The 23,812-nt window shown below is 59.1% G+C and carries 20 protein-coding genes; 8 read left to right on the top strand and 12 right to left on the bottom strand.

The genetic code is table 11. From position 1 onward, the window contains the following. The first annotated feature begins 39 nt into the window (after nucleotides 1-39). Complete coding sequence (locus QPL98_RS10970) at nucleotides 40-1,005, top strand: nitronate monooxygenase family protein (protein ID WP_303293241.1); 966 nt, start codon at nucleotides 40-42, stop codon at nucleotides 1,003-1,005. Here QPL98_RS10970 and QPL98_RS10965 read toward each other — a convergent pair. From QPL98_RS10965 to QPL98_RS10940, 6 genes are all read right to left on the bottom strand, one after another. Then, nucleotides 988-1,581, bottom strand: a complete 594-nt coding sequence (locus tag QPL98_RS10965) for an ACP phosphodiesterase (RefSeq protein ID WP_303293240.1) — start codon at nucleotides 1,579-1,581, stop codon at nucleotides 988-990. The genes QPL98_RS10970 and QPL98_RS10965 overlap by 18 nt on opposite strands. 3 nt (nucleotides 1,582-1,584) lie before the next feature. Beyond that, nucleotides 1,585-3,090, bottom strand: coding sequence for a DUF5666 domain-containing protein (locus QPL98_RS10960; RefSeq protein WP_183576763.1), 1,506 nt, complete (start codon nucleotides 3,088-3,090; stop codon nucleotides 1,585-1,587). A gap of 39 nt (nucleotides 3,091-3,129) precedes the next feature. Further along, nucleotides 3,130-3,531, bottom strand: coding sequence for a hypothetical protein (locus tag QPL98_RS10955; RefSeq protein ID WP_141067061.1), 402 nt, complete (start codon nucleotides 3,529-3,531; stop codon nucleotides 3,130-3,132). Next, nucleotides 3,528-4,373: a DUF6502 family protein gene (locus QPL98_RS10950; RefSeq protein ID WP_014422397.1), complete on the bottom strand. Its 846-nt coding sequence runs from the start codon at nucleotides 4,371-4,373 to the stop codon at nucleotides 3,528-3,530. Before QPL98_RS10950 ends, QPL98_RS10955 begins: the two co-directional genes overlap by 4 nt. Before the next feature lie 79 nt (nucleotides 4,374-4,452). Continuing rightward, nucleotides 4,453-5,883 (bottom strand): DUF5666 domain-containing protein, encoded by a 1,431-nt coding sequence (locus QPL98_RS10945; RefSeq protein WP_303293239.1) that lies wholly within the window; start codon nucleotides 5,881-5,883, stop codon nucleotides 4,453-4,455. A 169-nt stretch (nucleotides 5,884-6,052) separates the two neighbouring features. Then, on the bottom strand, nucleotides 6,053-7,993 hold the full coding sequence (locus tag QPL98_RS10940; RefSeq protein ID WP_303293238.1) for a methyl-accepting chemotaxis protein: 1,941 nt from the start codon (nucleotides 7,991-7,993) through the stop codon (nucleotides 6,053-6,055). A gap of 183 nt (nucleotides 7,994-8,176) precedes the next feature. Between QPL98_RS10940 and QPL98_RS10935 the strand changes: the two genes are divergently transcribed. Further along, on the top strand, nucleotides 8,177-8,353 hold the full coding sequence (locus QPL98_RS10935) for a DUF6435 family protein (protein ID WP_011786463.1): 177 nt from the start codon (nucleotides 8,177-8,179) through the stop codon (nucleotides 8,351-8,353). 33 nt (nucleotides 8,354-8,386) lie between these two features. Here the strand turns inward: QPL98_RS10935 and QPL98_RS10930 are convergent, their stop codons facing one another. Further along, entirely contained in the window at nucleotides 8,387-8,731 is a 345-nt protein-coding gene (locus QPL98_RS10930) for a chaperone modulator CbpM (protein WP_153740697.1), read from the bottom strand. Between the two features lie 11 nt (nucleotides 8,732-8,742). Continuing rightward, nucleotides 8,743-9,702, bottom strand: coding sequence for a DnaJ C-terminal domain-containing protein (locus tag QPL98_RS10925; RefSeq protein ID WP_011786465.1), 960 nt, complete (start codon nucleotides 9,700-9,702; stop codon nucleotides 8,743-8,745). A gap of 255 nt (nucleotides 9,703-9,957) precedes the next feature. Between QPL98_RS10925 and QPL98_RS10920 the strand changes: the two genes are divergently transcribed. From QPL98_RS10920 to QPL98_RS10895, 6 genes are all read left to right on the top strand, one after another. Beyond that, nucleotides 9,958-10,731: an SGNH/GDSL hydrolase family protein gene (locus tag QPL98_RS10920; protein WP_022992430.1), complete on the top strand. Its 774-nt coding sequence runs from the start codon at nucleotides 9,958-9,960 to the stop codon at nucleotides 10,729-10,731. A gap of 68 nt (nucleotides 10,732-10,799) precedes the next feature. Beyond that, complete coding sequence (locus tag QPL98_RS10915; RefSeq protein WP_303293237.1) at nucleotides 10,800-11,822, top strand: hypothetical protein; 1,023 nt, start codon at nucleotides 10,800-10,802, stop codon at nucleotides 11,820-11,822. A 90-nt stretch (nucleotides 11,823-11,912) separates the two neighbouring features. Next, nucleotides 11,913-12,599 (top strand): DUF3348 family protein, encoded by a 687-nt coding sequence (locus QPL98_RS10910; RefSeq protein ID WP_303293236.1) that lies wholly within the window; start codon nucleotides 11,913-11,915, stop codon nucleotides 12,597-12,599. Further along, nucleotides 12,596-14,668, top strand: a complete 2,073-nt coding sequence (locus QPL98_RS10905; protein ID WP_303293235.1) for a DUF802 domain-containing protein — start codon at nucleotides 12,596-12,598, stop codon at nucleotides 14,666-14,668. The genes QPL98_RS10910 and QPL98_RS10905 overlap by 4 nt, the downstream gene beginning before the upstream one ends. After that, nucleotides 14,668-15,321 (top strand): OmpA family protein, encoded by a 654-nt coding sequence (locus QPL98_RS10900; protein ID WP_011786471.1) that lies wholly within the window; start codon nucleotides 14,668-14,670, stop codon nucleotides 15,319-15,321. Before QPL98_RS10905 ends, QPL98_RS10900 begins: the two co-directional genes overlap by 1 nt. Before the next feature lie 2 nt (nucleotides 15,322-15,323). Next, entirely contained in the window at nucleotides 15,324-15,938 is a 615-nt protein-coding gene (locus QPL98_RS10895) for a DUF2894 domain-containing protein (RefSeq protein ID WP_022989741.1), read from the top strand. A 39-nt stretch (nucleotides 15,939-15,977) separates the two neighbouring features. On the opposite strand, the gene QPL98_RS10890 is transcribed toward QPL98_RS10895, so the two are convergent. The 4 genes from QPL98_RS10890 to QPL98_RS10875 form a co-directional block, all read right to left on the bottom strand. Next, nucleotides 15,978-16,931 (bottom strand): transglutaminase family protein, encoded by a 954-nt coding sequence (locus QPL98_RS10890; protein WP_014422409.1) that lies wholly within the window; start codon nucleotides 16,929-16,931, stop codon nucleotides 15,978-15,980. A gap of 10 nt (nucleotides 16,932-16,941) precedes the next feature. Next, nucleotides 16,942-19,446 (bottom strand): circularly permuted type 2 ATP-grasp protein, encoded by a 2,505-nt coding sequence (locus tag QPL98_RS10885; protein ID WP_022992435.1) that lies wholly within the window; start codon nucleotides 19,444-19,446, stop codon nucleotides 16,942-16,944. Nucleotides 19,447-19,535: 89 nt separating this feature from the next. Next, nucleotides 19,536-22,838 (bottom strand): DUF2126 domain-containing protein, encoded by a 3,303-nt coding sequence (locus QPL98_RS10880; RefSeq protein WP_022989739.1) that lies wholly within the window; start codon nucleotides 22,836-22,838, stop codon nucleotides 19,536-19,538. Between the two features lie 35 nt (nucleotides 22,839-22,873). Then, entirely contained in the window at nucleotides 22,874-23,812 is a 939-nt protein-coding gene (locus QPL98_RS10875; protein ID WP_022992436.1) for an alpha-E domain-containing protein, read from the bottom strand.

Genomic DNA, 23,812 nt, shown 5'->3' with positions numbered 1-23,812 from the left:
ATAGCTTGAGAAAGTTCCAATAAAAATCAAGGACTCAACATGCCAATTCCCGCACAACTCAACAATGCACTTCGTCTTCCATTGATTGCCGCCCCCATGTTTCTGATTTCCTCACCCCGCCTGGCCCTTGCCTGTTGCAAAGCCGGCATCGTGGGCAGCTTTCCAGCCCTGAACCAGCGCAGCAGTGAGGGTTTCGAGCAATGGCTGATGCAGATGAATGACGAGCTGGCGCAATGGCAAGCGCAGCAACCAAGCGCGACAACCGCGCCCTATGCGGTGAATCTGGTGGTTCACCGCACCAACCCGCGCTGGCAAGCGGATCTGGAGCTTTGTGTAAAACATCAGGTGCCAATTGTCATTACCTCCCTGGGCGCCGCCAGTCAGGTGGTGGAAGCCGTGCAAAGCTACGGTGGGCTGGTGTTCCACGATGTCACCAATCAGAAACACGCCCGCAAGGCGGCGGAAGCCGGGGTGGATGGCATCATTGCGGTCAGCGCCGGCGCCGGTGGCCATGCCGGTACCACCAACCCGTTTGTACTGGTGCACGAAATCCGTGAGGTGTTCGAGGGCACCATTCTGCTGGCCGGCGGTTTGTCTCACGGAGAGGATCTTTTGGCAGCCCAGGCACTGGGGGCGGATCTGGCCTATATGGGGACACGGTTTATCAATACCGAGGAATCCGAGGCAGAGGATTCCTATCGGAACATGATTATCGAAGCCGTATCCGCGGATATCATCCATACCCCGGCGGTGTCCGGTGTACCGGCCAGTTTTATGCGCCAGAGTCTGGAAGCCGCTGGCTTTGATATGCAGAAGCTGAACCAGGCCGGCGATGTGAATTACGGCGAGAAGCTCAAGCCCATGGACGATGAAGCCAAGGCCTGGAAGACCGTCTGGTCCGCCGGTCAGGGTGTGAGTCAGATTAACGATGTGGTGTCGGTTGAAGCATTGGTTCAGCGTCTGGAAGCGGAGTATCAGCAGGCCCGTTCACGCCTGATGGGATGATTCCGGAAAGCGGTTGGCGAAGGCCTGAAGTTCCGGAAAGAAGACCAGAAAATGGCCTTCCAGTTCGGCTTCGTTGGCGCGGATTTCGTCGATGATGCCGGTAAACCGGTTGGCAAAGCGGATTCGGCTGGCCACGCGATCGAGGGCATAGCCGATGTTGTCCAGATTCTGATAAGCGCCAAACCAGTCATGCTCGACCATGCGACGGGTCACCACCGCCATGTTCTCGGGCATCAGCGCCTGGTGGTTTTGCAGTTCCTGGTATACGGTCCGGATAAAGGTATCTTTGTCCCAGTCACTGAACTGTTCCCAGTGCCGGAGCAGGAAGTGGTCGTAGAGGATATCCAGGGCCACGCCGGCAAAGCGCCGGCGCTCTTTTGAGAACAGGCTTTTGCTGGCCAGCACCTGCGGATGCTGGTCGGTGAATACATCAACCGCCAGGTGGTGCCGCACGCCTTCGAGCACCGGCGCCGGCACATGGTCCCAGTCCAGTCCCCGGGTGAAATCCCCGAGGATACTGCCCACTCTCGCCTCCGGTGAGTCCGGTGCGAGGAAGGTGTGGGCGAGGTGGTTCATGGCTCAGTCTTCGCTTTCCAGTTCGATTTCATCGGCCACGAAGTTGCCCGGTGTTGGCTCACGATACTCTACTTCAAGTACCGGCCGCTGCCCGGCATCGAAGGCATCAATCAACTCGTCGCGGCTGGTGCCTTCAAACTGGGTATTTATCGTGGTTTGCACATCAATTCCCAGTACCGTGAACACAGTCCCCTGCACGTGCGTGAGCTGACCCTGGCTTTCATATTCACGATCCGCCGCTGGCCCATTGTCTTCCTCATTGCGCTCAACCTTTATCGCTTCAAGCACAACGCCAGAGCCGGACTGCCGCTCAATCCCTTCCACTTCCAACTGATAACTGCCGTTCAGGTCCGCCAGTTTCAGACGCAGATCGCTGTCATCGTCGGTGATGATCGTCCGTGGCGTGAGCTGCACCAACACACCACCAACCCGGAAGGTCTGGTCGTTGAAGTTGAGCGTGTTGACGTCGAGGACACCGTCTACTGAGGCGTTGCCCTCCCGAGCTTCAATTTCTTCAGCCAGTACGGAGCCATTGTCCTGGAAATCCCCCTCAACCTGTATCAGCATGCCGGCGGTCAGATCCGAGGCCGACAAACCATCATCAAACTCGGTGTCGTCGTCGACAAAGACGATCAGGCCGTTGATGCGGAAGGATCGGTTCGATGCGTTGTAGTCGGTGCTCACGGGGCCTGAGAACTCAATGTCATCGCCGGAGCCCCGACGGTAGCGACGGGTTTCGCCTTCGTCGATTTCCCGGGCAATCAATACGCCATTGGAGATCGTACCTTCGGCCTCCACCAGCAGAAGATCCGCCAGATCGGCTTCCGTCAGCGACCCGGCGAACGCGCTGTCAGTGTACGAGACCAACTGCCCGTTAATGCTGAACTGATTCAGATTCAGCTGCAATGAACCCTCGTCAATGCGGCCTTCAATCTCTACGTTGGTTTCATCCTGCGTCATCAAACCAATGTGGCTTGCCCGGTACTGACCGTTGGGGTCCGGCTCACGCCAGCCACTGATGCGCACGAAAGCGCCGTCTGCCAGGGTTTCAAGCGCAATGTCCTTGAACACCGTCTGCTGGTCGGCAACCACATTCTGCTCATAGATGGTGAACTGCACCGATTCGACCATGCCGTCGGCATCCAGGGTCTGAGTCAGATTGTCCACACGCCCACGGAAGGTATCGTCGTACTCGACCGACTCCGCATTCCCCCGGCCATCAACCCGCCACTCGCCTTCGATCCTCAGGATCATGCCTTCCTGTAACTGGTCTTCACGCTCAATGCCGTCATCACTGCTGACGCGACCATCCGTCTCAAACTTCACGCCATTGACGAAGACGCTGCCGAAACCGGAAACCGGCCCAACGCTGGAGCCTGTGCCTCGGATGCCGCCGTCGGCAACGCCGACTCCACCACCGCCACCGCCGCCGCAGGCACTCAACACGCTGAGTGCGATCGGTGCGGCGGCCAGTTTCAGCATTCTGTGAAGCGTTACTGCTCTGAACATTGTTCTCTCCTGCGGGCCATCCGGGCCCGCCACTGATTGTCAGCTGTCGTTGTGGCGTCGTCGTAGCTTGTCGATGTCAACAAAATCATCGTAATTGCCCAGGCTCAGTGAACCGGTAGCACCCCAGGGAGCATAAGCACTTCTCTTTAACAGAACGTGACCGCTCTCCAGGGTTTCCACAATGCCCTTCCGAAGCAGTTCCGCAAGCACGACAGAAGGCACAAGGTTTGGGTTGGCGATTTGCACCAGCTCAACAAAGGAATGGGGTTCATGGGGCGTTGCAAGCACCACCCTCGGGTGGTTCTGCTCATCCAGGAAATGCTCGGAGCTCAGCCAGTATCTCACCACCTGACGGGCGCCCGGTGAAAGCAGCATGCTGACCAGTTCGGTGGTTTGCCAGCGCGGGGGCTGTCCGGTCGGGACATTAAGAGCCATCATCATTCGTCTCCGCTCTTGTTCGTCTGAACCGGCTCTTCAAAATAGAAAATGCTGACGCCGGTCCGTACCGATTCGCCGCCCTCCTGGCCGGATACTCCCCGGTCGTGAGGCCCTAACCAGCTGTCCAGATCTTCCAGCAGGGCCTGGGACTGCCTTGCGGCTTGTTCACGCCACGCAGTAATCACCTCTGGTGGTATTTCATTATAGGTCAGGGTGCGCTGGAACAGCGGCTCACGCCCGACATCCCGACTCACCAGATTGTGATCAATAGTGGCTACAAGATCAGATACGTCCTCTCCGAAGATCTGGAGCATTTCTTCGCTGTCTCCGGCCGGCACATACGCCCGCTGTTTCAGGATCAGGAACCCAGTATCCGGCTCAACCGCGACTACCCCAACCCGCTGGAGCTCATCCAGTACCGCTCTGGGAGTCATATCGCCACTGTATTTTCGAACCAGCTCACTGAAGCTCCCGGCGCCCTCGAATGCCAGCACGGCGGGCTGTCCATTCGCTGCCTGATAGGTCTCATCGTGCACCCATCCAGACACCACACGCGAAGCGCGATTTGCATGAGAGGTTCGTTCACTGACCGGGCTTTGCCCCGCCAATATCTCTCGTTGTTTTCGCACTTCTTTGCGGGTAAGGCCTGTCATCACTGCCGCTCTGGAATCGGTTGGTTTGCGGCGCCCGTCAGAGAAATCCTCCAGCGCAGCCTCCACATACGCCCTTTTCACCAGCTCAGAGAACTCGCCGAACGGAACGCCATTGCGCAACAGCAGTCTGGCCATCGGGCGCAAAATGCGGAACAGCGCTTGGTGCAGGGGATTGGATTTGGCATCAGTCATGTTTGGGATTGTATTCCCATCTTGCCCCGGAAAACCAGACACAGGTTGCGGTATCCCCCGCAACCTGTGTCCTTCGACCTCAGTTTTCGGGGTTTGCGGTCAACACATACTCTCCGCCGATGGTCTGGTCGTATTCAACCTCGGCTTCATCACCAACCTGAAGGCCCGCAACGCTGAAGCCATTCAGCAGGATTTCAAGATTCATCACCGTCAGTGACGTATCAGAAATGGCATCGATTCTGGCCTCCAGCTCAAAGTTATCATCTTCGTCGCTGTCTTCCCGCTCAATGGTGAAGGCTTCAAGGTGATCAGTACGCTGACGACCTTCCACCTCGACATAGTCCCCAACGCTGAATGCGTTGATGTCATCAACCCGATTACGCAGGTCGTTGTCGCTGTCATCGTCGTCGATCAGGGTATTGGCGGTGAGTTGAACGCGAACGCCACTGACCACCAGCAACTCATTGTCCAGATCGATCTGCTGGATGATGCCGTCCAGTTCCGCATCGCCTTCCCGGCCTTCCACTTCTTCCGCCAGCAGAGTGTTGTTGCGGAAATCACCCTCGACTTTCACGAACACGCCATCCTGGAGGCTGCCCTCGCTGATGTCGTCAAACTCAGTCTCAGCATTCAGTTGAACCAGCACGCCATTAATCCGGAAGGTGCGGGCAGACGCATCGAAATCGTAGATATCACCGGAAATTTCAACGTCGTCGTTGTCGTCAAACAGGTCGTCCTCATCATCAATTTCCTCGGCGAGCAGGACATCGCCGTCTGCGTTGAGCTGACCTTCCACCTCAACCGCAAGCCCGTTCTCCAGTTGGTCCAGACTGAAGTCGTCATCCGCGACTGCGCTGGTGTAATCCACTGTGAAACCGTTGATGGTGAAGGTCTGCAACTGCGCATCCAGGTTCTGGACCACGCCTTCAAGTTCAGCTTCATTCACATCGTCAAAATCCGAGCCCAGCAGACGCGCACCCACGAAGCTGGCCCGGAAACTGCCGTCATCCAGCCGCCAGCCACTTACCCGAACCCGATAGTTGGCAGGCGCGGCCGCAAGCTCAACCGGTGTGGCTCCGCGGAATACCGTCTGGTTGTTAAGCACAACCACCTGCCCCAGCAACTCCAGCTGTCCGGTGCTGGCGGTGGCATCCCAGGTTGCCGCAACCAGTGGTCCCCTCAGAGTATCGTCATAGAACACGGCGTCGGCCTGGCCCTGGCCCCGCTCGTCCCAGTCACCTTTGATTTTCAGCACCATGCCTTTTTCAAGCTGGCCCTCACGTTCGATGCCGTCGTCACTGCTAACGCTGCCATCGGTCGCAAACCGGGTTCCGTTGACATACACGCTACCAAAACCGGTCACCGCACCAACGCTGGTGCCCTCGGCATTGCCACTCTCACCTACTGAACCGGAGGAGCCAGAGCCGCCGCCACCACAAGCGGCCAAACCGCTGGCTAATGTACCGACCAGAACCAACTTGATTGCTTTTGAAAGTCCGTTGCGCTTCATCTTCCTTCTCCCGACTGATTTGACAGAATCCGGCGCCTTTTTCAGCGCCACACTATTTGGGATTATTTTCCCAATTATTTAAATGGGAAAATAATCCCAAATTTTAAGTTTGTCCAGTTCAGGAAGATGACAATTTCGTGAATCGTTCTGGTAGACGTGTCCGGGCCCGCTAGACCCGGAACTGGGATGCCTTTGTTTGCAGGGCCGACAGGGTTCGTGCGATCTCGCCGCTGGCCTCGTCCGAGCGCGTTATGGAATCAACGGTTTCCCGGGAGGAATCTGCGATGTCACGGACGCTAACGCTGACTTCGCTGGCGTGGCCACTCTGATCTTCCGCCACCCGGGAGATCCCCAGGGCCCTTTCCTGAAGGCTGACGAGCAGTTGGTTAATACGGTCCAAGTGCTCATCGGCACGGTGAAACTCGGTTGAGGATTCCGCCACCTGCCCGGATACCTCAGCGATGGTGCTGACTGCCTGACGACTGCCCTGCTGCAACCGTTCGATGATGGCCTGAATCTCGGTGGTCGACTCCTGGGTTCGGCTGGCCAGGGTACGCACTTCATCCGCCACCACCGCAAACCCGCGGCCGGATTCGCCAGCGCGCGCGGCTTCGATGGCGGCGTTCAGTGCCAGCAGGTTGGTCTGCTCTGCAATGGCTCCGATCACGGACAATACCGAGCCAATCTCTTTGCTCTGGGAATCCAGCTGATGAACCGCCGTAACCGCCTGCTCAACATTCCGCACGACCTTGTCGAGACGATCACGCACTTCACGGGATATCTCCGCCGTGGCCGCACTTTCGGCGCTGACGTCCCGGACTTCCCCGGCAATCTCCTGCACATCGCCGGCGACTTCAGAAATACTCCGGGACATGGTCTCCATGGTGCCGGAAACCTGGGCGACGTCCTGCTCCTGACGATTCACTGCGGCCACCGCGCGGCGGCTGATATCACGCTGGGCCTCCGCTTGACCGGCGGCGGACTCTGCCGAGGCCTTGACGTCTGAGACCAGTTCCTGGATCCGAGCAATGAACCGGTTTACCCCGTGCCCCATTTCGGTCAGTTCGTCATTGCCTTTAAGGGAGACTCTCCGGGTGAGATCGGCTTCGCCATCGGCAATCCCCCAGATCGCCTGGCTAAGGCGGTAAACCCTGGGCAGCACGCCGCCGCCCAGCACCAGAGCCACAAGCACAACCAGGGTTACGACCGACACCACCGCCAGAAGCGACAACTTGGTGGACAGGCTCTCGGCTTCGTCATTCAATGCCTGCACGGTGTTATTCATGCTCGTGCGGGTTTCTGTGTCCATGGCTGCGAGCTGCTGTTGTAACCGCTGGTTCACCTGCTCCGTTTCGGTGCCAAGTGTCTCCCTGAGTGCATCAATACTGCCCGCAATGGTTGCTCCGAATTCCGCCTCGAGCTGAGTCAGGTCACGATTGATGCCCTCAAGCGACAACCCAAGTTTCAGCTCTCCAATGGCCGAACCCTGTGGCGCAATATCCGCGCTGATGATCACCACATCGGGATCCCGGCTGGCAGCATCCAGGACCCGATTTGCAGCACCACGACCTTCCCCCTGCTCCATAAGAGTGCGAACACGATCGTCCGTGCGATCCACATAGCGGGTCAGACGTTCACCGTATTGATCGTAGTAAATCGCAAACAGAACAGACTCTCTGGCATCGGCCAGTTCCACCAGATCGGTCAGGCGGGGGATGTCACGATCCCAGATCAGAGGGGCAGCGACGGCAGCCAGCACCTCAGCGAGCCCCTGGGCTTCCGCCATAACGGCTGTACGAACATTACCGGCCACGCGCTCCTGCTGCTCGGTCTGCTGGCGCGTGAGTTCCGCGGAGAGTTCGTCGGTGGTTTTCTGGCGCATGCGCTCAAGCCGGCCCCGGACATCTTCCCGGGTTTCACCAAACGAGGCGCTGACATTATTGCTGCTGGCTTCCAGCGCGGTGCCCGCGGTTTCGACCAGCCGCTCAACCTGGTTCGATATCAACCATTGGCTGACAACGACCTGTATCAGGCCAGCGACCAGAAGCACAATGAACACCGGCCGCAACAGACGACTGGTTACGAGGTGTTTGAAAAAGCGTATGGACATAGGGACTCCGCTAGTGTTCGCGCGCAAAGCATCCTGCACACCGACAGCCGGCTCCCTGCCGAGTTTCTGTCTTTATGTATAGCAAAAGGCGGGCCTATGTGGGCAGCAATCCAGGCTCTGGAGTGAACTTCGCCGGCCCGACAGCGTATATGCTGGAACACTGAACAAGAGGAGAAGCCAGCCATGCTGGGATTTCTGAAGGGCGACCCGAAGAAAAAACTGCAGAAAGCCTATGAGGAAAAGCTCGCCAAGGCGCTGCATGCACAGCGCAATGGCGATTTGCGTAGTCACGGCACGCTGATGGAGGAGGCGGAGAAAATCTACGCCGAAATACAGGCACTGGAAAAGTCCGGGCGCTGATACAGGCGTTCAGCCCCCGGGACAGTAATACGGCTACTCGCCCATCAGTTGACGAATGCGCTGGTTCAGACGGTCCACCTCCCGCCGCATGTCCTGGACTTCGTCCAGCAGCTCCAGCGAGATCGCCAGCCCGGGCAGGTTGAGTTTGAGATCCCGCTGCAGGCGCAGCGCTTTCTGCAGGCGACTCAGCGCGGCCACGTCGAATTGCCACTGGCGCATTTCCGGCACCTCGTCCAGTGGCGCGATGACTCCATAATCCACCAGTTTGATCACAAACTCTGCATGGCAGTCCCCGCGTTCGCAGATTTCCCGAAGCGAGAAGGTGCTGCCATCGGTGTCGGTGACTTCCACCGTCAGAATCCGGTCTTTGCTCGTCATGTTCGCCTCCCTCACACGTGCAGCTTGCTGCGCGGATTAAAGCCTTTCTCCAGCTCAGCCAGCTTCTCGTAGAGTGCTTCAGCTTCCGCCGTGTGCTGTTCCGGCATGGCCACTTGCAGTACCACAATCTGGTCGCCCGGATGTTTACCCGGGAAGCCTTTGCCCTTGAGCCGGAGTTTGCGCCCGCTGGTGGCCCCCTTCGGTACCTTCACATTCACCTTTCCGCTCACCGTTGGTACTGTGACCGTCGCACCCAGGGCGGCCTCCCACGGGGAGATTGGCACAGTAACCAGCACATCCCGGCCCTCAATGCTGAAGTGTGGATGTGGCGCCAGTTCCACTTCGATAAACAGATCGCCAGACTCACCACCACCAACGCCGGGCGCGCCCTGGCCTTTGAGCCGGATGTGCTGACCTTCCCGCATACCCGCGGGGATCTTTACTTTCAGGGTTTTCTGACGTGGTATCAGGCGGCCCTGGTCATCAGGTTCATGAACCGTAAACGACACCTGTTTCTCGCAACCGTTAAAGGCCTCTTCAAGAAACAGGGCCAGCCGGGCATGCACATCCTCACCCCGCATTCTCATGCTCTGGCGAAAACCGCCACCACCGAAGCCCCCACGCCGGCCGCCGCCGAAGATTTCCTCAAAAAAATCACTGAACTGACGAGCGTCGGCCTCTGTGTATCCTCCGCCGCCAAAGCCGGAGGCACTCTGCCAGCCCGGTGGCGGCTGGAATGAACCATCGTCTCGGGTACCGTACTTGCGCAACTGGTCGTACTCGGCCCGTTTCTCGGGGTCCTTCAGTACTTCATACGCTTCGCCCACATCTTTAAAACGGTCGCTCGCATCGGCCTCTTTGCTGACATCCGGGTGGTATTTCCGCGCCAGCTTACGGTAGGCCTTTTTGATTTCCTCGGGCGTGGCAGACTCACTCACACCGAGGACGGCGTAATAGTCTTTGAAGTCCATGGCGCTCCTCGCATCTGAGCAAATAGGTTTCTCTGACTACCTATATTTGACGCTGATGGAAAAAATACAAGCCAGTGCTCACCGCCACTTGAGACAGGTCAAGCACTGAGAGGCGGTTCACAATGACCGACTGATGGCCGGATCTGACAACTGCGAAGCCTCTTCTCCCATTCTGCAAACCGGCGCCTATGGACGATATTGAAAGGGCAGTACCCATAGACGGACCGTCTATCCCTTACACAAGGAGTTCAAACAATGACAATTAATGAACACCGTTCGTTCCTGCCCGATCTCCTGGGCAAAACCCTCAAACCAGCCATGGCACTTGGCGCGGCACTGCTGTTTACCGGCTGCAGCGAACTCGGCTATCTGCTCAGTAACGACAAGGTGACCGACGCCGATAACGACCAGGTCGTTTTCGTTGGCGATTCCATCTTTGCCCTCTCCGGTGAAATCCAGAATCAGCTGGAAGCCAAAGCCGGCGAGACTTTCCGGCGCTACACGGTCTCCGGTGCAGAGCTGTCCGGTGAGCTGATTGCCCCGTCTATTCCCAATCAGTTCCGGGAAGCCGTCACAGACAACCCGGATATCAAAACCATTGTCGGTGATGCCGGCGGGAACGATATTCTGATTCCGGCGATTGCCTTCAACTCCAACAACTGCAAGACGCCCTGGTGGCGCTTCGGGCGCCTGAGCCAGCAATGCCGGGATTTCATCGATGATATCTATGTGGAAGGCGTGGATTTCCTGAACGAGATGGCGGAAGCCGGCGTTCAGAAGGGCATTCTTACCGGCTACTACTACACCAAGAATGGCCTGTTCCGGCTGGATGACATGAAAGAGGCGGTGGACTACGGCAATGCCACACTGGCCCGGGCCTGTGAAAACTCGGTACTGGACTGCACATTTGTGGATCCGCGCTGGGTTATCAACGACCGCGACATCATCTTTGATGGTATCCACCCGGCGGATAGCGGTTCGAAAAAGATCGCTGATCTGATCTGGCCGAAACTGCAACCGCTCCTCTGAGCCCCAGGTGTCCCGGCCGACCGGCGGCCGGGACTGCATTCGGCAAAACCAATAGCAGGACAGCTGCAATGAAACCACTCAATTCCGTATTGGCGCTCGGTGCCCTGGCCTTAGTGATTGCGGGCGGTTTTCATTACTGGCCCGAGTCATCAGAGCCGGCGGCTATGCAAGCACCCAATAGTTCCACCCCCTCGCGTGCAGCAGCGACGCCCACCACCGAGCCAACTCAAAGCGGCGACCAACGCGTTGTTGAACTGGCCGTTAAGTACCTGGAACTGTACGGCGACACCATCACCGAGCCGGCCACCCAGGCACGTCTGTATAACGAACGCCGAAACCTGTTGGCGCGTTATCCGGATTCCGGTGACGAGCTTTTCCAGTCCGCCATCACCACGGCCTTTCCAGAACTGGCCGACAGCATTTTCGCGTTATTGGCCAAGCTGGACCTGTACAACCGGTGGCTCGACAATCACGAGCTTCGTTTACAGGGGTTGCCGGACATGGAACGCTACGCCGAGCTCTGGCAGCAACGCGAAGCGATTTTCGGCCCCCTGGCAAGCCAGATCTGGGCCGAGGAGCAGAACCCGGTGGAAGCCAAATCGGACCAGTTCCAGCAGACTCTGGCGCGGCTGGACCAGGCCAACCAGATGCCACTGACCGAACTGGCTCACCAGCTACAGACCACCGCAGACGAACTCTATGGTGCCGATCTGGCCCGGCAACTGGCGGGTTCCGGTGCGACCGGCCACGCCCTGTTCTCCATGGACAGCGTTCAACAGCAACTCGCCAGCCTGCCTGCAGACAAACGCCAGCAAGCCATCAACGCTCTGCGCCGCCAGATAGGCTACTCCGAAGAGGCCGTTCGCCAGTTGGCCGAGGAAGACCAGCGCCGGGAGGAAAAATGGCAGAAAGGCAAAGCTTATATGGCCGAAAGACGCGCCCTGGAGAACCGCCTGAACGGCGATCAACTGGAGGCCGCATTAACGGATCTTCGACAGGAACATTTCGGGTTTTCTGCTCCGACCATCGAACGGGAAGAGGACGAGGGCTTTTTCCGGTTTGAGCGCGAACGCCGCTACGGGCTGAATTAGCAACTTTCCCTACGGTCATTATGTTTCATCGGCCTTAGCCAGTAGAATAGCGTCCTTTTCTACCAAACGGCCCGGTCAATCAGTAAACCAATGACCCAGCAAAACCGTGCCCCAATAGGGCCCCGAAATGCACTGCTAGATCAACTGTCCCGATCCGGGGCATTTGCTGCGCCTGAGCAACTTCCCTGCTTTGGTGAGCGACTCAGCCGGCTGTTCGGCCTGGGTGACACCATGACCCTGGATGCGGCCATTGGTTATCGGGCGAAACCGCCAGGCACGCCTCAGGGTGCCGTGGTAGACCGGTTAACCGATGAGCTGGCGACAATACGCCGAGCGCTAGTTCAGCGTATTCGCGGATTTGGCTCAGATCTGGAGTTTGATGGTGAACCCGAACCTGATGTCGCTCTCAATGCCTGGCTGACATTACAGCGTAAGGTGGCGGCCAACAGCCGTCAGTTGCGGGACAAGGTTCGAAAATCGATGAAAGATCAGGGCCCGAAGCTGGCTCACCTGGCCGAATTGGACGCGGTGTTTGATCAAACGATGGCCGGGTATACCGCACAGTGTTTTTCCTATATTCCCAAGGTACTTGAACAACGATTCGAGCCCCGATCGACCACCCCGGAGCAAAGCCCTACCCCGGCCACAACGGCCGACTGGTTCCACCGTTACTGCGAGGAAGCGCAGTCTTTGTTACTCGCTGAACTGGATGTTCGGCTGGAACCGGTTCTGGGTTTGCTGGAGGCTTGCCACAAAGAGGTTAACAACACCCCATGAGTAAACTGTTCTTTACCCTGGCGTTTGCCATCGGCCTGGCCGTGGTAGCCTGGATTGGTGCCGGATTTGTCGGTTCCGACCTGCTGGCGCTGGCGTTTACCGGCCTGATTGGCGCCGTTTACTGCCTCGGCTTTGGCGAACTGGTGAATTTCCGCCGACAAACCCGCGAACTGAGCGCACAGGTTCATCAGCTACCTGAAAGCCAGGAGCAGGTTAACCACTGGCTTGGCACACTGCCCGCCCCGATGCAGTTCCCGGTGCAACGGCGAATTGAGGGCCACGCCGCCGCATTACCCGGCCCGCAACTGACACCCTACCTGACCGGCCTGCTGGTGATGCTGGGCCTGCTGGGCACCTTTGCGGGCATGATTGTGACCCTTGGCGGCGCCGCCTCGGCCCTGGATAACAGCACCGAACTGAGCGCTATTCGCAGCGCACTGGCCGCTCCGATTGCCGGTTTGAGTCTCGCCTTCGGCACCTCCATTGCCGGCGTGGCCGCCTCCGCCATGCTGGGGCTGGCCTCTACCCTGAGCCGCCGGGACCGGTTGCAGGCGTCCCGCGCCCTGGATAGTGCGCTGCGAGACAAGCTGCATCATCTATCTACAGATCATCAACGCCACCAGGCGTTTCAGGCACTGGAAAGCCAGGCCAAAGCCCTGCCCGAAATGGCCTCGGCCATGGAACGCATGACGGCGCGCATGGAGCAACTTGGCCAGCAACTGGAACAGTCCCTGACTCACAACCAGCAGGAATTCCACAGCACGGTCGGCCGCCACTATCAGACCCTGGCCGACTCCGTAGCCAACTCCCTGACAACGGCATTAGACAACACTGCAAAGCAGGCGTCAGAGCGGATTGAGCCCATAGTTGTCCAGGCCCTGGAGCAACTTCAGAAGGATGCTCACGGCCTGCAACAAAGCTGGGCAGATAATGCCCGTGAACAACTCACGGAATTGATCTCCGGGTTTCAGGCAGTTACCACGGAGGCGGGCGAACGCTGGCAGCAGAATCTGATTGCACAACAGGCCCAGAACCAGGAGACGTTGGCGACCCTCTCAAAGCAGAACGAACAAAGTCAAAGCCAGTTGCAGGAACAACTCCACACCTGGCTTGGCGCCATCAACGACCAGCACCAAACCTGGCTCAAGGAACAACAGCAACAACTGGTACAGAGCTGTGAACGCCTGAACAATGCCGGAGATGAGGTGTCGCAACACTGGCAGGCCGGTCTGGCCCGCCAGCAGACTCAAAGTGACGACATGCTGGCAGCATTCAATGAGGCGCTGACTCAATACCAAAGCCATTTCCAGACCAGCAGCACCGGGTTGATTGAGCAGCAACAGGCCGGGCTGGCAGAACTGGTCAGCACCGTTGGCGCTCAGCTCGATCAACTCCGGGAACAGGAAAGCGAACGAGCCCGGGCTGCAAACGAGCGAATGGAACAACTGGAAGCCACAGCAGCACGCCACCTGAGTGAACTGGGCACTGCACTGGAAGCGCCCATGACCCGCCTGATTGAGACCGCCTCGGAAACACCGAAGGCCGCCGCCGAGGTGATCCGACAGCTGCAGTCGGAAATCGCCCGCAACAGCGAGCGGGAAAACGAGCTGCTGGAGGAACGCCAGCGACTGGTTCAGGAACTGGACACCCTGCTGGAGAACCAGCGCAGCACCGCTGACAGTCAGCGGGAGGCGGTGGATACCCTGATCAGCGGCGCCGGCGAAACCCTGACCGGCATCAGCGAACGCTTCAACACCCTGATCCAGGAGCAGAGCCAGCAACTGGGCAAACTGGGCGACGACATTACTGGCAGCAGCCAGGAAGTCGGCGCCCTGAGCGATGCGTTCATGCAGGCCATTGAGCTGTTCAGCCAGTCCAACCAGCAGGTCATCGCCGGCCTGGCGGATATCCAGGCAGCGCTGGACAAGGCCGGCACTCGACACGATGAGCAGCTGGCCTACTACGTCGCCCAGGCCCGCGAAGTGATTGATCTCAGCGTCAGTGCCCAGAAAGATGTGATTGATGCCGCTGCGGCGCTGCGCCGGGCAGAATCCAGCGAGGCCGGGTGATGGAACAGCTGGAAGGCGGCGAACAGCAATCGGCACCGGTCTGGGCTATTTTCTCGGACCTGATGGCGGCGCTGGTGGGTATTCTGGCGCTGATTCTTGTGTGGGTGATCGGCATTCAGCTGGAACTCAGCCAATCCCTGGCCGAGGAGATTGAGAAGCGGGAAGCCGAAGAACAGCGCCGGATGGCTCTGGAGCAAGCTCTCGAAGATCCGCTCACCAAAGGTCTGGTGACGTTCCGCGATGGCCGTATCGGCATCAGCGGGAACGTATTGTTCGAGCTGAATTCAGACCAGTTGCAGGCCGAAGGTGAAGAAGTGCTGGAATCACTGATTCGCCCGTTACAGGCCTACCTGGAACAGCACGATGAACTGCTGATGGTGAGCGGATTCACCGACGACTTGCCGATGCATCCGGGCAATCGTTATCAGGACAACTGGGGCCTGTCGGCCCAGCGGGCCCTGACGGTTACCCGAACCCTCACAGAGCTGGGCTTGCCCAATGACCGGGTATTCGCTGCCGCCTTTGGTCCTCACCACCCGGCCGTACCCAACGTCGATGCCGAATCCCGGGCCCAGAACCGGCGGGTGGAAATCAGTACCGTGCCACGGGCGCCTTCGTCGGCTGAGGATACTGAAACCGGGGAAGGTGATTGACCATGAGCGAAGCCCCCGGCCCCTCCTTGCTGGAAAGCTTGAGGCAAAACGGCGCCGATCAGAATGACCCGGTTCGGTTCCGCTATCTGGAGTCTTTCGAGCAGAGACTGCGCGCAAAGGGGCTGCATAAGGGAACGACGCACTGGCGGAAGCTGGAACAGGCGATATCGGACTATCAGGCTGGGCTGGACAGTGCCGGGCAGCGCGATGAGCCCACACCCGATGTCGGCGGCAATTCGCCTCTTTCCGGGTTGCTGAACCAGCTGAATGAAACCCCAGAGGCATCGGTTGAAGCGCCACAGTCGGTTCTGGAACAACGGGTGTTCGGGCAGTCGCCACAAGACCCGCCAAAGGCCCATCCAGCCTCAGCACCCAATAACCCGCGCCCCCTGAAAGCCATGATCAGAGCCCAGGCGAACCAGGGCCATCACGTTATTGCCGAGCGAATTCGACACGCCATTGAAAGCACACCGAAAGAAGCGGGACCGATGAACGCGCATCGGTTGGTAAGCCGGGCTATTGCTGAGATGCAGACGTTGTCACCGGAGTATCTGGCACGATTTGCTCGCTACACCGATACGTTGTTGACGTTGGAGCGGCTGGCGAGAAAGGGCTAGAAACGCTTTTGTTCCAGCCCTGGCAATGACGGCCTCAACTCAGGGAGAGAGTTCTTCCAGGTAGGTTTCTCCATCCCCGTATAGCGAGGCAAACTCCTCCTCCGGAACAACGGTCACGGCAATCTCCGGTTCATGGTCACCACCGCCCAGCAACACGCCCCGCATCGGCGTTATATCGGAGAAGTCTCGCCCCCAGCCGAGGGTAATGTGCTCCAGGTCGGGCCTCAGCGCGTTGGTGGGGTCCAACTCCAGCCAACCGAAATCCGGCACGAACACCGCTACCCAGGCATGGGTGGCATCGGCACCGACCAGCCGCTCCTTTCCTTCGGGCGGGTGAGTCAGGATATAACCACTCATGTAACGGGCCGCCAGTCCCACCGAACGCAGGCAGGCGATCATAATATGGGAGAAATCCTGGCAGACCCCACGACGGGCCTTGAACGCCTGCTCCACAGGGGTGAAGGTTTCGGTCGCCGTCGCATCGAAGCGGAAGTCGCGATGGATCATCCGCATCAGGGCATCCGCTGCTTCCACCAGGGGGCGTCCGGGGAAAAATGCCTCGCGTGCATAAGCGGCGTACTGGGAATCGATGGGTACGTTGGTGGACACAAACCGGAACGCCGTGGCTTCGAGATGTTCCGGCGAAAACGTCCTGTCCGCCCGATACCGCAGGCTGTCACGCACGCTTTCCCAGGGTACTTTTGCCGCAGTTGCCGACGGCTTCGGTCGATCGCGCAGCTCCACCCAGAACTCGCTGATGATCTCCAGATAGTCGTGATCACCAGTGAAATGAATCTTGGTAATCCGGTTGCCAAAGCAGTCCAGGAAGGAACGACGTGCCGATGGATCCGGTGAGATCGCCAGGTGATGCTCAAGATTCCTCTGCCAGGGCAGCGCCCGCGGAGTCAGCCTGAGCAGGTGATGAGACTCACCCACCACCTGGTCGTAGTGGTAGAGGGTCTCATGACGCACATGGTAACGGACAAATGTCATGACAGGCGCCTTAATCCGCTTTCACCGGCCGGTCGGAATACCGGGTGTGAATAAAACACTGCCGTTGGATTTCATCCGATACACGATAGGCTTCTGACCGGATATCACACAAGAGCTCTGCCAGAGCTCCGCAGGCCTGATCCGGATGCTTGCGCTCAAACGGGTGCAGATCCAACCCTTGTAAACGACGCAGGGAGTCGTTCAGATCCGGGGAAAACAGCTGTCCGGTTTTCTGACCCATTTCGGGTAAATCCTTCTGCAACTGGCGCAACTGGAACATCACAGAATGGGGGTTGCTCGCGTCGATCACAATGGTGTGAAGCACCCCCAGAAGCTCTGGTGTCCGGCGATATCGGGTCCGGTAGGTCACTTCCGAGTTTGCCACTTCCAGCAGCCACTCCAGCATGGCGTTGCGACTGAAACGGTCACTGAACAGCGGCACACAAATCAGGGTGCACAGATTGGCCAACCGCTCCAGGCGCCGCCCGATCACCAGAAAAACCCAACTGGCGTCCCGCGTAATGTCATCCATGGCAAATCCAGCCAGCGATATGCAATCCAGCAACACCAGATTCAACGCCCGGATTGATTGTTCTGGCGTCGCCGGCGCCGGACTGAGAGGTTTCCCGACCCGGTTGAGTGTGTGCCAGTTGTCTGTGGATAACCGATCCCGGACCTGGCTGGCATTGAACAGCAAGGCCTGGATGATCGACGCAATCGACCCCGGGGATTCCTGGTCACTTACTGCTCTCAGCAAAGCCTCGGGGAGGGGCTCGGGTACGGCATCTTTTTCCGGCTCAGGAAGGGTACCGAACTGCTCGGCCGCCTGCTGGAGCCCAAGCAGTGCCTCCTCACTGGCCTGATCATGCCCCGACAACCGGTTGAACGCCGCCCTCAGCAAGCGAGCCGTGCCTTCCGCCCGCTCAGAATGTCGGCCCATCCAGAACAGATTTTCGCCCACACGGGACGGCGTGTCCCGCTCGCCATCCAGCAGGTCGGAAACCTGCAACCGTTTCTTGATCAGCGATTTGGATGGCGCAGTGTAACGCGACTGTACCCAGGTATCCTTCGACAACCCGCCCCGCTGCATGGAGATGACCTCCACGCCCTCATCCATGGCGACACGGGTCAATCCACCGGGCATCACCCGCCAGCCGGAGGGCGTGGCCGCCGCGAACAGGCGCAGGCCAATAGACCGGGTTGCCAGCGGCTGGTTCTGATCACCCTTCCAGACCGGGGCCTGAGAAAGGTGAACCAACTCCTGCCCGACAAAAGCATGGGGGTGGGCACTCATCTTCTTGATGAGTGCGGTCCGTTCTGCCCCCTTCATCTGATAACCGAACACCGGCTCCATGCGCATACTCGCAAATGCCGGTTTGATGACCAGTTCATCGAGGTGCTCAATGACATAGTCCAACGCGGGTTTTTCACCACACCACCAAGAGGCCACGGATGGCATAGCCAGAGGTGAACCCAGCAGTTTTTTTGAAATCTCCGGCAGAAAACCGAACAGCGCCGCACTTTCAAGAACGCCGGAACCCAGGGCGTTTGCCATCAGCACTTTGCCGGCTCGCACAGCACCCAGCAAGCCGGGGATACCCAACACGGAATCGGCACGGAGTTCCAGCGGATCACAAAAGCCATCATCGAGCCGGCGATAGATGGCATGCACACGACGCAGGCCCTGAAGTGTTTTCAGGTAGACCGTGTCATCGCGCACGGTGAGATCCTGACCTTCCACCAGAGGTAAACCGAGGTAGCGGGCAAGAAATACATGTTCGAAATAGGTTTCGTTAAAACGGCCCGGTGTCAGAAGCACACACAACGCGGTCTCATTTCGCGCCGGAGACATGCTCGCAAGACTGTTCTGGAACCCCTGGAAGAATTCCGCCAGGTTGGTCACTGGCAGGTTGTGGAAGGGCGCGGGGAACGCCCGGGAGATGACCAACCGGTTTTGCAGGGCGTAACCCGCCCCCGAAGGGGCCTGGGTCCTGTCCGCCATCACCCACCAGCCGCCATCCGGCGCCCGCGCCAGATCCACCGCATAAAGGTGAAGGAAGCGGCCACTCACCGGCTGTATGCCCTGGCAGGGCCATTGAAAACCAGCCTGACCGTAAACCAGGGCCGGCGGCATCAAGCCCTCTTTGAGCAACGCCTGATCGCCATACAGATCGCCCAGAACGCTGTCCAGCAGTTCAGCTCGCTGGGCGACCGCTTTCGAGAGCCATTGCCACTCATCCGCGCCCAGAACCAGCGGCAGCAGATCGACTTCCCAGGGCCGGGTATCGCCACGGGGATCTTCGTAGACGTTGTAGGTTACCCCGTCTTCGGCAATCGCGCTGGAAACCGCCTGAGCCCTGAGATTGAGACCGGCGACCGACTCAAGGTTCAACTGTTGCAACAACGGCCGCCAATGGGGCTTTGGCCCGGAACCCAGGGAACCAAGCTCATCAAACCGATCCGGCACCGGATGGTACTGGCGGAGGATGTCCGTTACTGCGCGCTGCTTCGCCACCGTGAATTCGGGCTCCGTTAGTCAATGAGCTGGAAGCATAGCCGCTTTCCAGCCCCCTGAGCCAGTATCAAACGGTAAGTTCACACATGTTATTTGTGATACCGCAAATCCAGGGTGAACGGGAACTCCCGGTGCTCCGGCACCGGCCGCAGGGGTTGCTGGCCTGAGCTGTGTCCCATCCGGAAGAAACGCGCCATACGGCGGCCTTCAGCCTCGAACGAATTCACCGGCAGCGTCTCGAAATTCCGGCCACCGGGATGGGTCACGTGATACTCACACCCGCCCAGACTGCGTTCGTTCCAGGTGTCCACGATATCAAACACCAGCGGCCCATCCACCCCGATGGTCGGGTGCATGCACTGCGACGGCTGCCAGGCCCGGTAACGGACCCCGGCGACCGACTCGCCCACCATGCCGGTAGGCTGAAGTGGCAGAGGCACCTGATTACAGGTGATCTGGTAACGATCCGGCGCAGCACCGCGCACCCTCACCTGCAGACGCTCCAGGGAGGAATCCACATAACGGGCAGTGCCGCCGATTGCACCGTGCTCACCAGTGACGTGCCAGGGCTCCAGGGCCGAGCGCAGCTCAAGGGTGATGCCCTTGACCTTGTAGTCGCCGATCCGGGGGAACCGGAACTCGAAATGGGGCGCGAACCACTCGCTCTCCAGCGGGTAACCACGGGCCTTCATATCGTCGATCACATCTTCGAAATCCTGCCAGACATAGTGAGGCAGCAGGAACCGGTCGTGCAGTTCGGTGCCCCAGCGCACCAGCCCTGGCGGCTTGTAGGGTTGCTCCCAGAAGCGTGCCACCAGCGCGCGCAACAGCAGCTGCTGGGTCAGGCTCATGCGGGCATGGGGCGGCATCTCGAAGGCACGCAGCTCCAGCAAACCGTGACGCCCGCCCGGACCGTCCGGGGAATAGAGCTTGTCGATACAGAACTCGGCCCGGTGGGTGTTGCCGGTGACATCGGTGAGCAGGTCCCGGAGCAAGCGGTCCACCATCCAGGGCGCGATTTTCTTGCCCACCGGGCATAACCGCTCCATCTCCTTGAAGGCCAGCTCCATTTCGAACACGTGGTCATTGCGGGCCTCGTCAATCCTGGGGGCCTGGGAACTGGGGCCAATGAACAGGCCGGAGAACAGGTAGGACAGACTGGGATGGTTGTGCCAGTAGCTGATCAGGCTGCGCAACAGATCCGGGCGCCGCAGGAACGGAGAGTCCTCGGCCTTTTGCGAACCCAGCACAAAATGGTTGCCGCCACCGGTACCGGTATGACGGCCGTCCATCATGAACTTCTCAGACGTAAGCCGGCATTCGTAGGCGTCTGCATAGAGCGTCTCGGTCTGCTCTACCAATTCGTCCCAGGTCTTGACCGGCTGCACATTCACTTCGATCACCCCCGGATCCGGCGTAATCCGGAAATGACTCAACCGTGGGTCGGAAGCTGGCTCATAGCCTTCCAGCAAGACCGGTTGTTTGAGCTCTGCGGCGGTTTTCTCGATGGCAGAGACCAGCACAAGATAGGGTTCCAGCTCCGCCAGCGGCGGCATGAAAACGCGAAGGATGCCCTCCCGGGGCTCAACACACAGGGCCGTGCGGACAATCTCGGGGGCCGACTTGCCTTTTGCCGGCGGCTTCCGCTCAGAGGACGGCTGGCCAGACTGGCTTCGGCTGTTCCATTGACGGATCTGCTCACTGGCGGGCAACGGACCACGGGGGGCAAACGGGTCCTGCTCGTGTATCCAGGGGTAATCCGCTTCTTCCACCCAGGGCTGGCTGTCCAGCGGCAGTCGGTGGCCCATGGGTGAGCCGCCCGGAATCAGATAGCAGCGCTCGCTGCGCAGGAACCAGGGTCCGGTCTCCCAGGCCTTCTCCTTTTCGGAAACACGCAGTGGCAGCACGTAGCCGACGGGCTTATCCAGCCCCCGGCTGAAAATTTGCTGAAGCTGCTTCCGTTCCAGGGCATTGTCGAGCCTGGCATCGAAGGGATCGACGTTGACCGGCAGCCGTCGTTCCCGCCACAGGTAATAAAAGGCATCCTCGAACCCAGGGAACAGGTGCTTTTCATCGACACCCAGTTCCCTCGCCAGGGCCCCCAAAAACCGGTGAGCATCTTCCGGGCTTGCCTTACCTTCAGTACGCTCGTCCGCCAGCCACCGTTCATCCTGCCAGATTGGTTCACCATCCTTGCGCCAGAAACAGTTCAGGGACCACCGTGGCAGCGGCTCGCCCGGGTACCACTTGCCCTGGCCAAAGTGCACCAGCCCACCGGCTCCATACCGGTCCCGCATCCGATGGTAGAGCTCGATGGCCTTTTTCCGCTTGGTGGGGCCCATGGCCTCGGTGTTCCACTCCGGCTCATCACGGTCGTGATTGGCCACGAAGGTGGGTTCACCGCCCTGGGTCAAGCGCACATCCAGCTCGGTCAGGCGTTCGTCCACCTCATGCCCCAGATCCACAATGCGTTGCCACTGCTCCTCGGTGTAGGGTTTGGTCACCCGCGGCGCCTCCCAGATGCGCTGGACGCCCATCTGATGCTCGAACTCTACGTCACATTCCTCCACCATGCCGGTGATGGGAGCCGCAGAGGACGGATCAGGGCTACAGGCCAGGGGAATATGCCCTTCTCCGGCAAACAGACCGGAGGTGGGGTCCAGCCCCACCCAACCCGCGCCAGGCAGAAAGACCTCGCACCAGGCGTGCAGATCGGTGAAGTCTTCCTCGGTGCCCGAGGGTCCGTCCAGGGCTTTCTGGTCCGCCTTGAGCTGAATCAGGTAGCCGGAGACGAACCGCGCTGCCAGGCCGAGGTGCCGAAGCGTCTGAACCAGCAACCAGGTCGAATCCCGACAGGATCCAGACCCTTTTTTCAGGGTCTCTTCCGGCGTCTGGACACCCGGCTCCATCCGGATCAGATAATCGATCCGATCAGCAACACGCTGATTCACACCCACCAGAAAATCGACACTGGGGGTTTCCTTGCGGTCTATAGCGGCCATCCACTTCCGGAATTCCGGTGTTTCCGGCAGTTTCTGCAAGTAAGGCGCCAGCTCCGCCGTCTGCCATTCCTCATAGTCGAAGGGAATGGTCTCCGCCCGGGGTTCCAGAAAGAAATCGAACGGGTTGATCACGGCCATCTCGGCAACCAGGTCCACCGTGATCTTCAACTCGTCAGTTTTTTCCGGAAACACCAGCCGGGCCAGATAGTTGGCCTGCGGGTCCTGTTGCCAGTTCAGGAAGTAACCTTCGGGCTCAACCCTCAGCGAGTAACTGAGAATACGGGTTCGCGCATGTGGACAGGGTCGCAAACGAACAATCTGAGGGCCCAGGGTGATCGGGCGCTCGTAGCGATAATGGGTGGTATGACTCAGGGCAACGTGAATCGACATGGAACCTATCTCGCACGGGAATAGTGTTGGGAGTTTCAGACTGTCTCGTAGACAGGAAACCAGGTCTCTGCAATGTCGTCGTGAAGCTCACCGATCTCCAGCTGCAGGTTCTCCAGAAACAGGATCACATCCTCCTTGCGGATTAACGCATCCACGTCGCCTTCACGGGTATGACGGACTGCCTGCAGTGCCGTGCGCAGCGGAATTTCGTTCCTGGGCAGGCGACTGAGGGCACCGGCCACTTCGCTGAGACTGTGCAGCACCGAGCGCGGGAAGGGTTCGTTCTGCAACAGGAAGCGAATCACCAGAGGCCCACTGACCTTGCGTCGCACGTTGTGACGGTACATCTGGAAGGCACTCTGGTAGCGCAGAACGCTGGTCCACAAGAGCCCGCCGTAGGTTTCGGTGCCATCCCAGCCATCGAGGAACTGTAAGGCACCCACCTCAATCTGTCGCGTGGCCATGTCTGCCCGCTCAAGGTTGCGCCCGACCCGGATGAAGTCGTAGCCCTCGTCATGACTCATACACCCAGCCAGCAGGCCGTTGAGCATCTGGCAGCGGCCAACGATTTCGTTCAGGAATTCGTATCTCGCCCGTTTACCTATCCCCTGATCCATGTGCTCCTGGATGTATCGATAAAGCTCATTGATGACTTCCCAGGCGTCGGTCGGCACCTGATCCCGTGTGGTACGCACATTCTCCCGGGCGGCCTTGATGCAGGAAGCAATGGAACTCGGGTTGTAGCTGTCTGCCATCAGAAACTTCACACAATTGCGCTCATCTGCTTTCTGATGGTGCTGATCGAACAGGGCTTCCATGCCGGTAACCGCTACCAGGCTCTTCCAGGACAGCTGGGTTTCCCGCGGCATATCCAGCGCCAGGGAATTGAAAGCCATGATCATCCGGGCGCTGTTCTCGGCCCGTTCAAGGTATCGGGCCATCCAGTACAGTCTTTCCGCTACACGTGACAGCAC

The organism is Marinobacter sp. ST-43, from assembly GCF_030541085.1.
GTDB lineage: Bacteria > Pseudomonadota > Gammaproteobacteria > Pseudomonadales > Oleiphilaceae > Marinobacter > Marinobacter nauticus.
This window is presented reverse-complemented; position numbering and strand designations above follow the sequence as displayed.

What these genes read in the sequence shown, in the direction of transcription:
- QPL98_RS10970 (WP_303293241.1), top strand. Translation starts at nt 40, where the DNA reads ATGCCAATTCCCGCACAACTCAACAATGCACTTCGTCTTCCATTGATT.
- QPL98_RS10965 (WP_303293240.1), bottom strand. Translation starts at nt 1,581, where the DNA reads ATGAACCACCTCGCCCACACCTTCCTCGCACCGGACTCACCGGAGGCG.
- QPL98_RS10960 (WP_183576763.1), bottom strand. Translation starts at nt 3,090, where the DNA reads ATGTTCAGAGCAGTAACGCTTCACAGAATGCTGAAACTGGCCGCCGCA.
- QPL98_RS10955 (WP_141067061.1), bottom strand. Translation starts at nt 3,531, where the DNA reads ATGATGATGGCTCTTAATGTCCCGACCGGACAGCCCCCGCGCTGGCAA.
- QPL98_RS10950 (WP_014422397.1), bottom strand. Translation starts at nt 4,373, where the DNA reads ATGACTGATGCCAAATCCAATCCCCTGCACCAAGCGCTGTTCCGCATT.
- QPL98_RS10945 (WP_303293239.1), bottom strand. Translation starts at nt 5,883, where the DNA reads ATGAAGCGCAACGGACTTTCAAAAGCAATCAAGTTGGTTCTGGTCGGT.
- QPL98_RS10940 (WP_303293238.1), bottom strand. Translation starts at nt 7,993, where the DNA reads ATGTCCATACGCTTTTTCAAACACCTCGTAACCAGTCGTCTGTTGCGG.
- QPL98_RS10935 (WP_011786463.1), top strand. Translation starts at nt 8,177, where the DNA reads ATGCTGGGATTTCTGAAGGGCGACCCGAAGAAAAAACTGCAGAAAGCC.
- QPL98_RS10930 (WP_153740697.1), bottom strand. Translation starts at nt 8,731, where the DNA reads ATGACGAGCAAAGACCGGATTCTGACGGTGGAAGTCACCGACACCGAT.
- QPL98_RS10925 (WP_011786465.1), bottom strand. Translation starts at nt 9,702, where the DNA reads ATGGACTTCAAAGACTATTACGCCGTCCTCGGTGTGAGTGAGTCTGCC.
- QPL98_RS10920 (WP_022992430.1), top strand. Translation starts at nt 9,958, where the DNA reads ATGACAATTAATGAACACCGTTCGTTCCTGCCCGATCTCCTGGGCAAA.
- QPL98_RS10915 (WP_303293237.1), top strand. Translation starts at nt 10,800, where the DNA reads ATGAAACCACTCAATTCCGTATTGGCGCTCGGTGCCCTGGCCTTAGTG.
- QPL98_RS10910 (WP_303293236.1), top strand. Translation starts at nt 11,913, where the DNA reads ATGACCCAGCAAAACCGTGCCCCAATAGGGCCCCGAAATGCACTGCTA.
- QPL98_RS10905 (WP_303293235.1), top strand. Translation starts at nt 12,596, where the DNA reads ATGAGTAAACTGTTCTTTACCCTGGCGTTTGCCATCGGCCTGGCCGTG.
- QPL98_RS10900 (WP_011786471.1), top strand. Translation starts at nt 14,668, where the DNA reads ATGGAACAGCTGGAAGGCGGCGAACAGCAATCGGCACCGGTCTGGGCT.
- QPL98_RS10895 (WP_022989741.1), top strand. Translation starts at nt 15,324, where the DNA reads ATGAGCGAAGCCCCCGGCCCCTCCTTGCTGGAAAGCTTGAGGCAAAAC.
- QPL98_RS10890 (WP_014422409.1), bottom strand. Translation starts at nt 16,931, where the DNA reads ATGACATTTGTCCGTTACCATGTGCGTCATGAGACCCTCTACCACTAC.
- QPL98_RS10880 (WP_022989739.1), bottom strand. Translation starts at nt 22,838, where the DNA reads ATGTCGATTCACGTTGCCCTGAGTCATACCACCCATTATCGCTACGAG.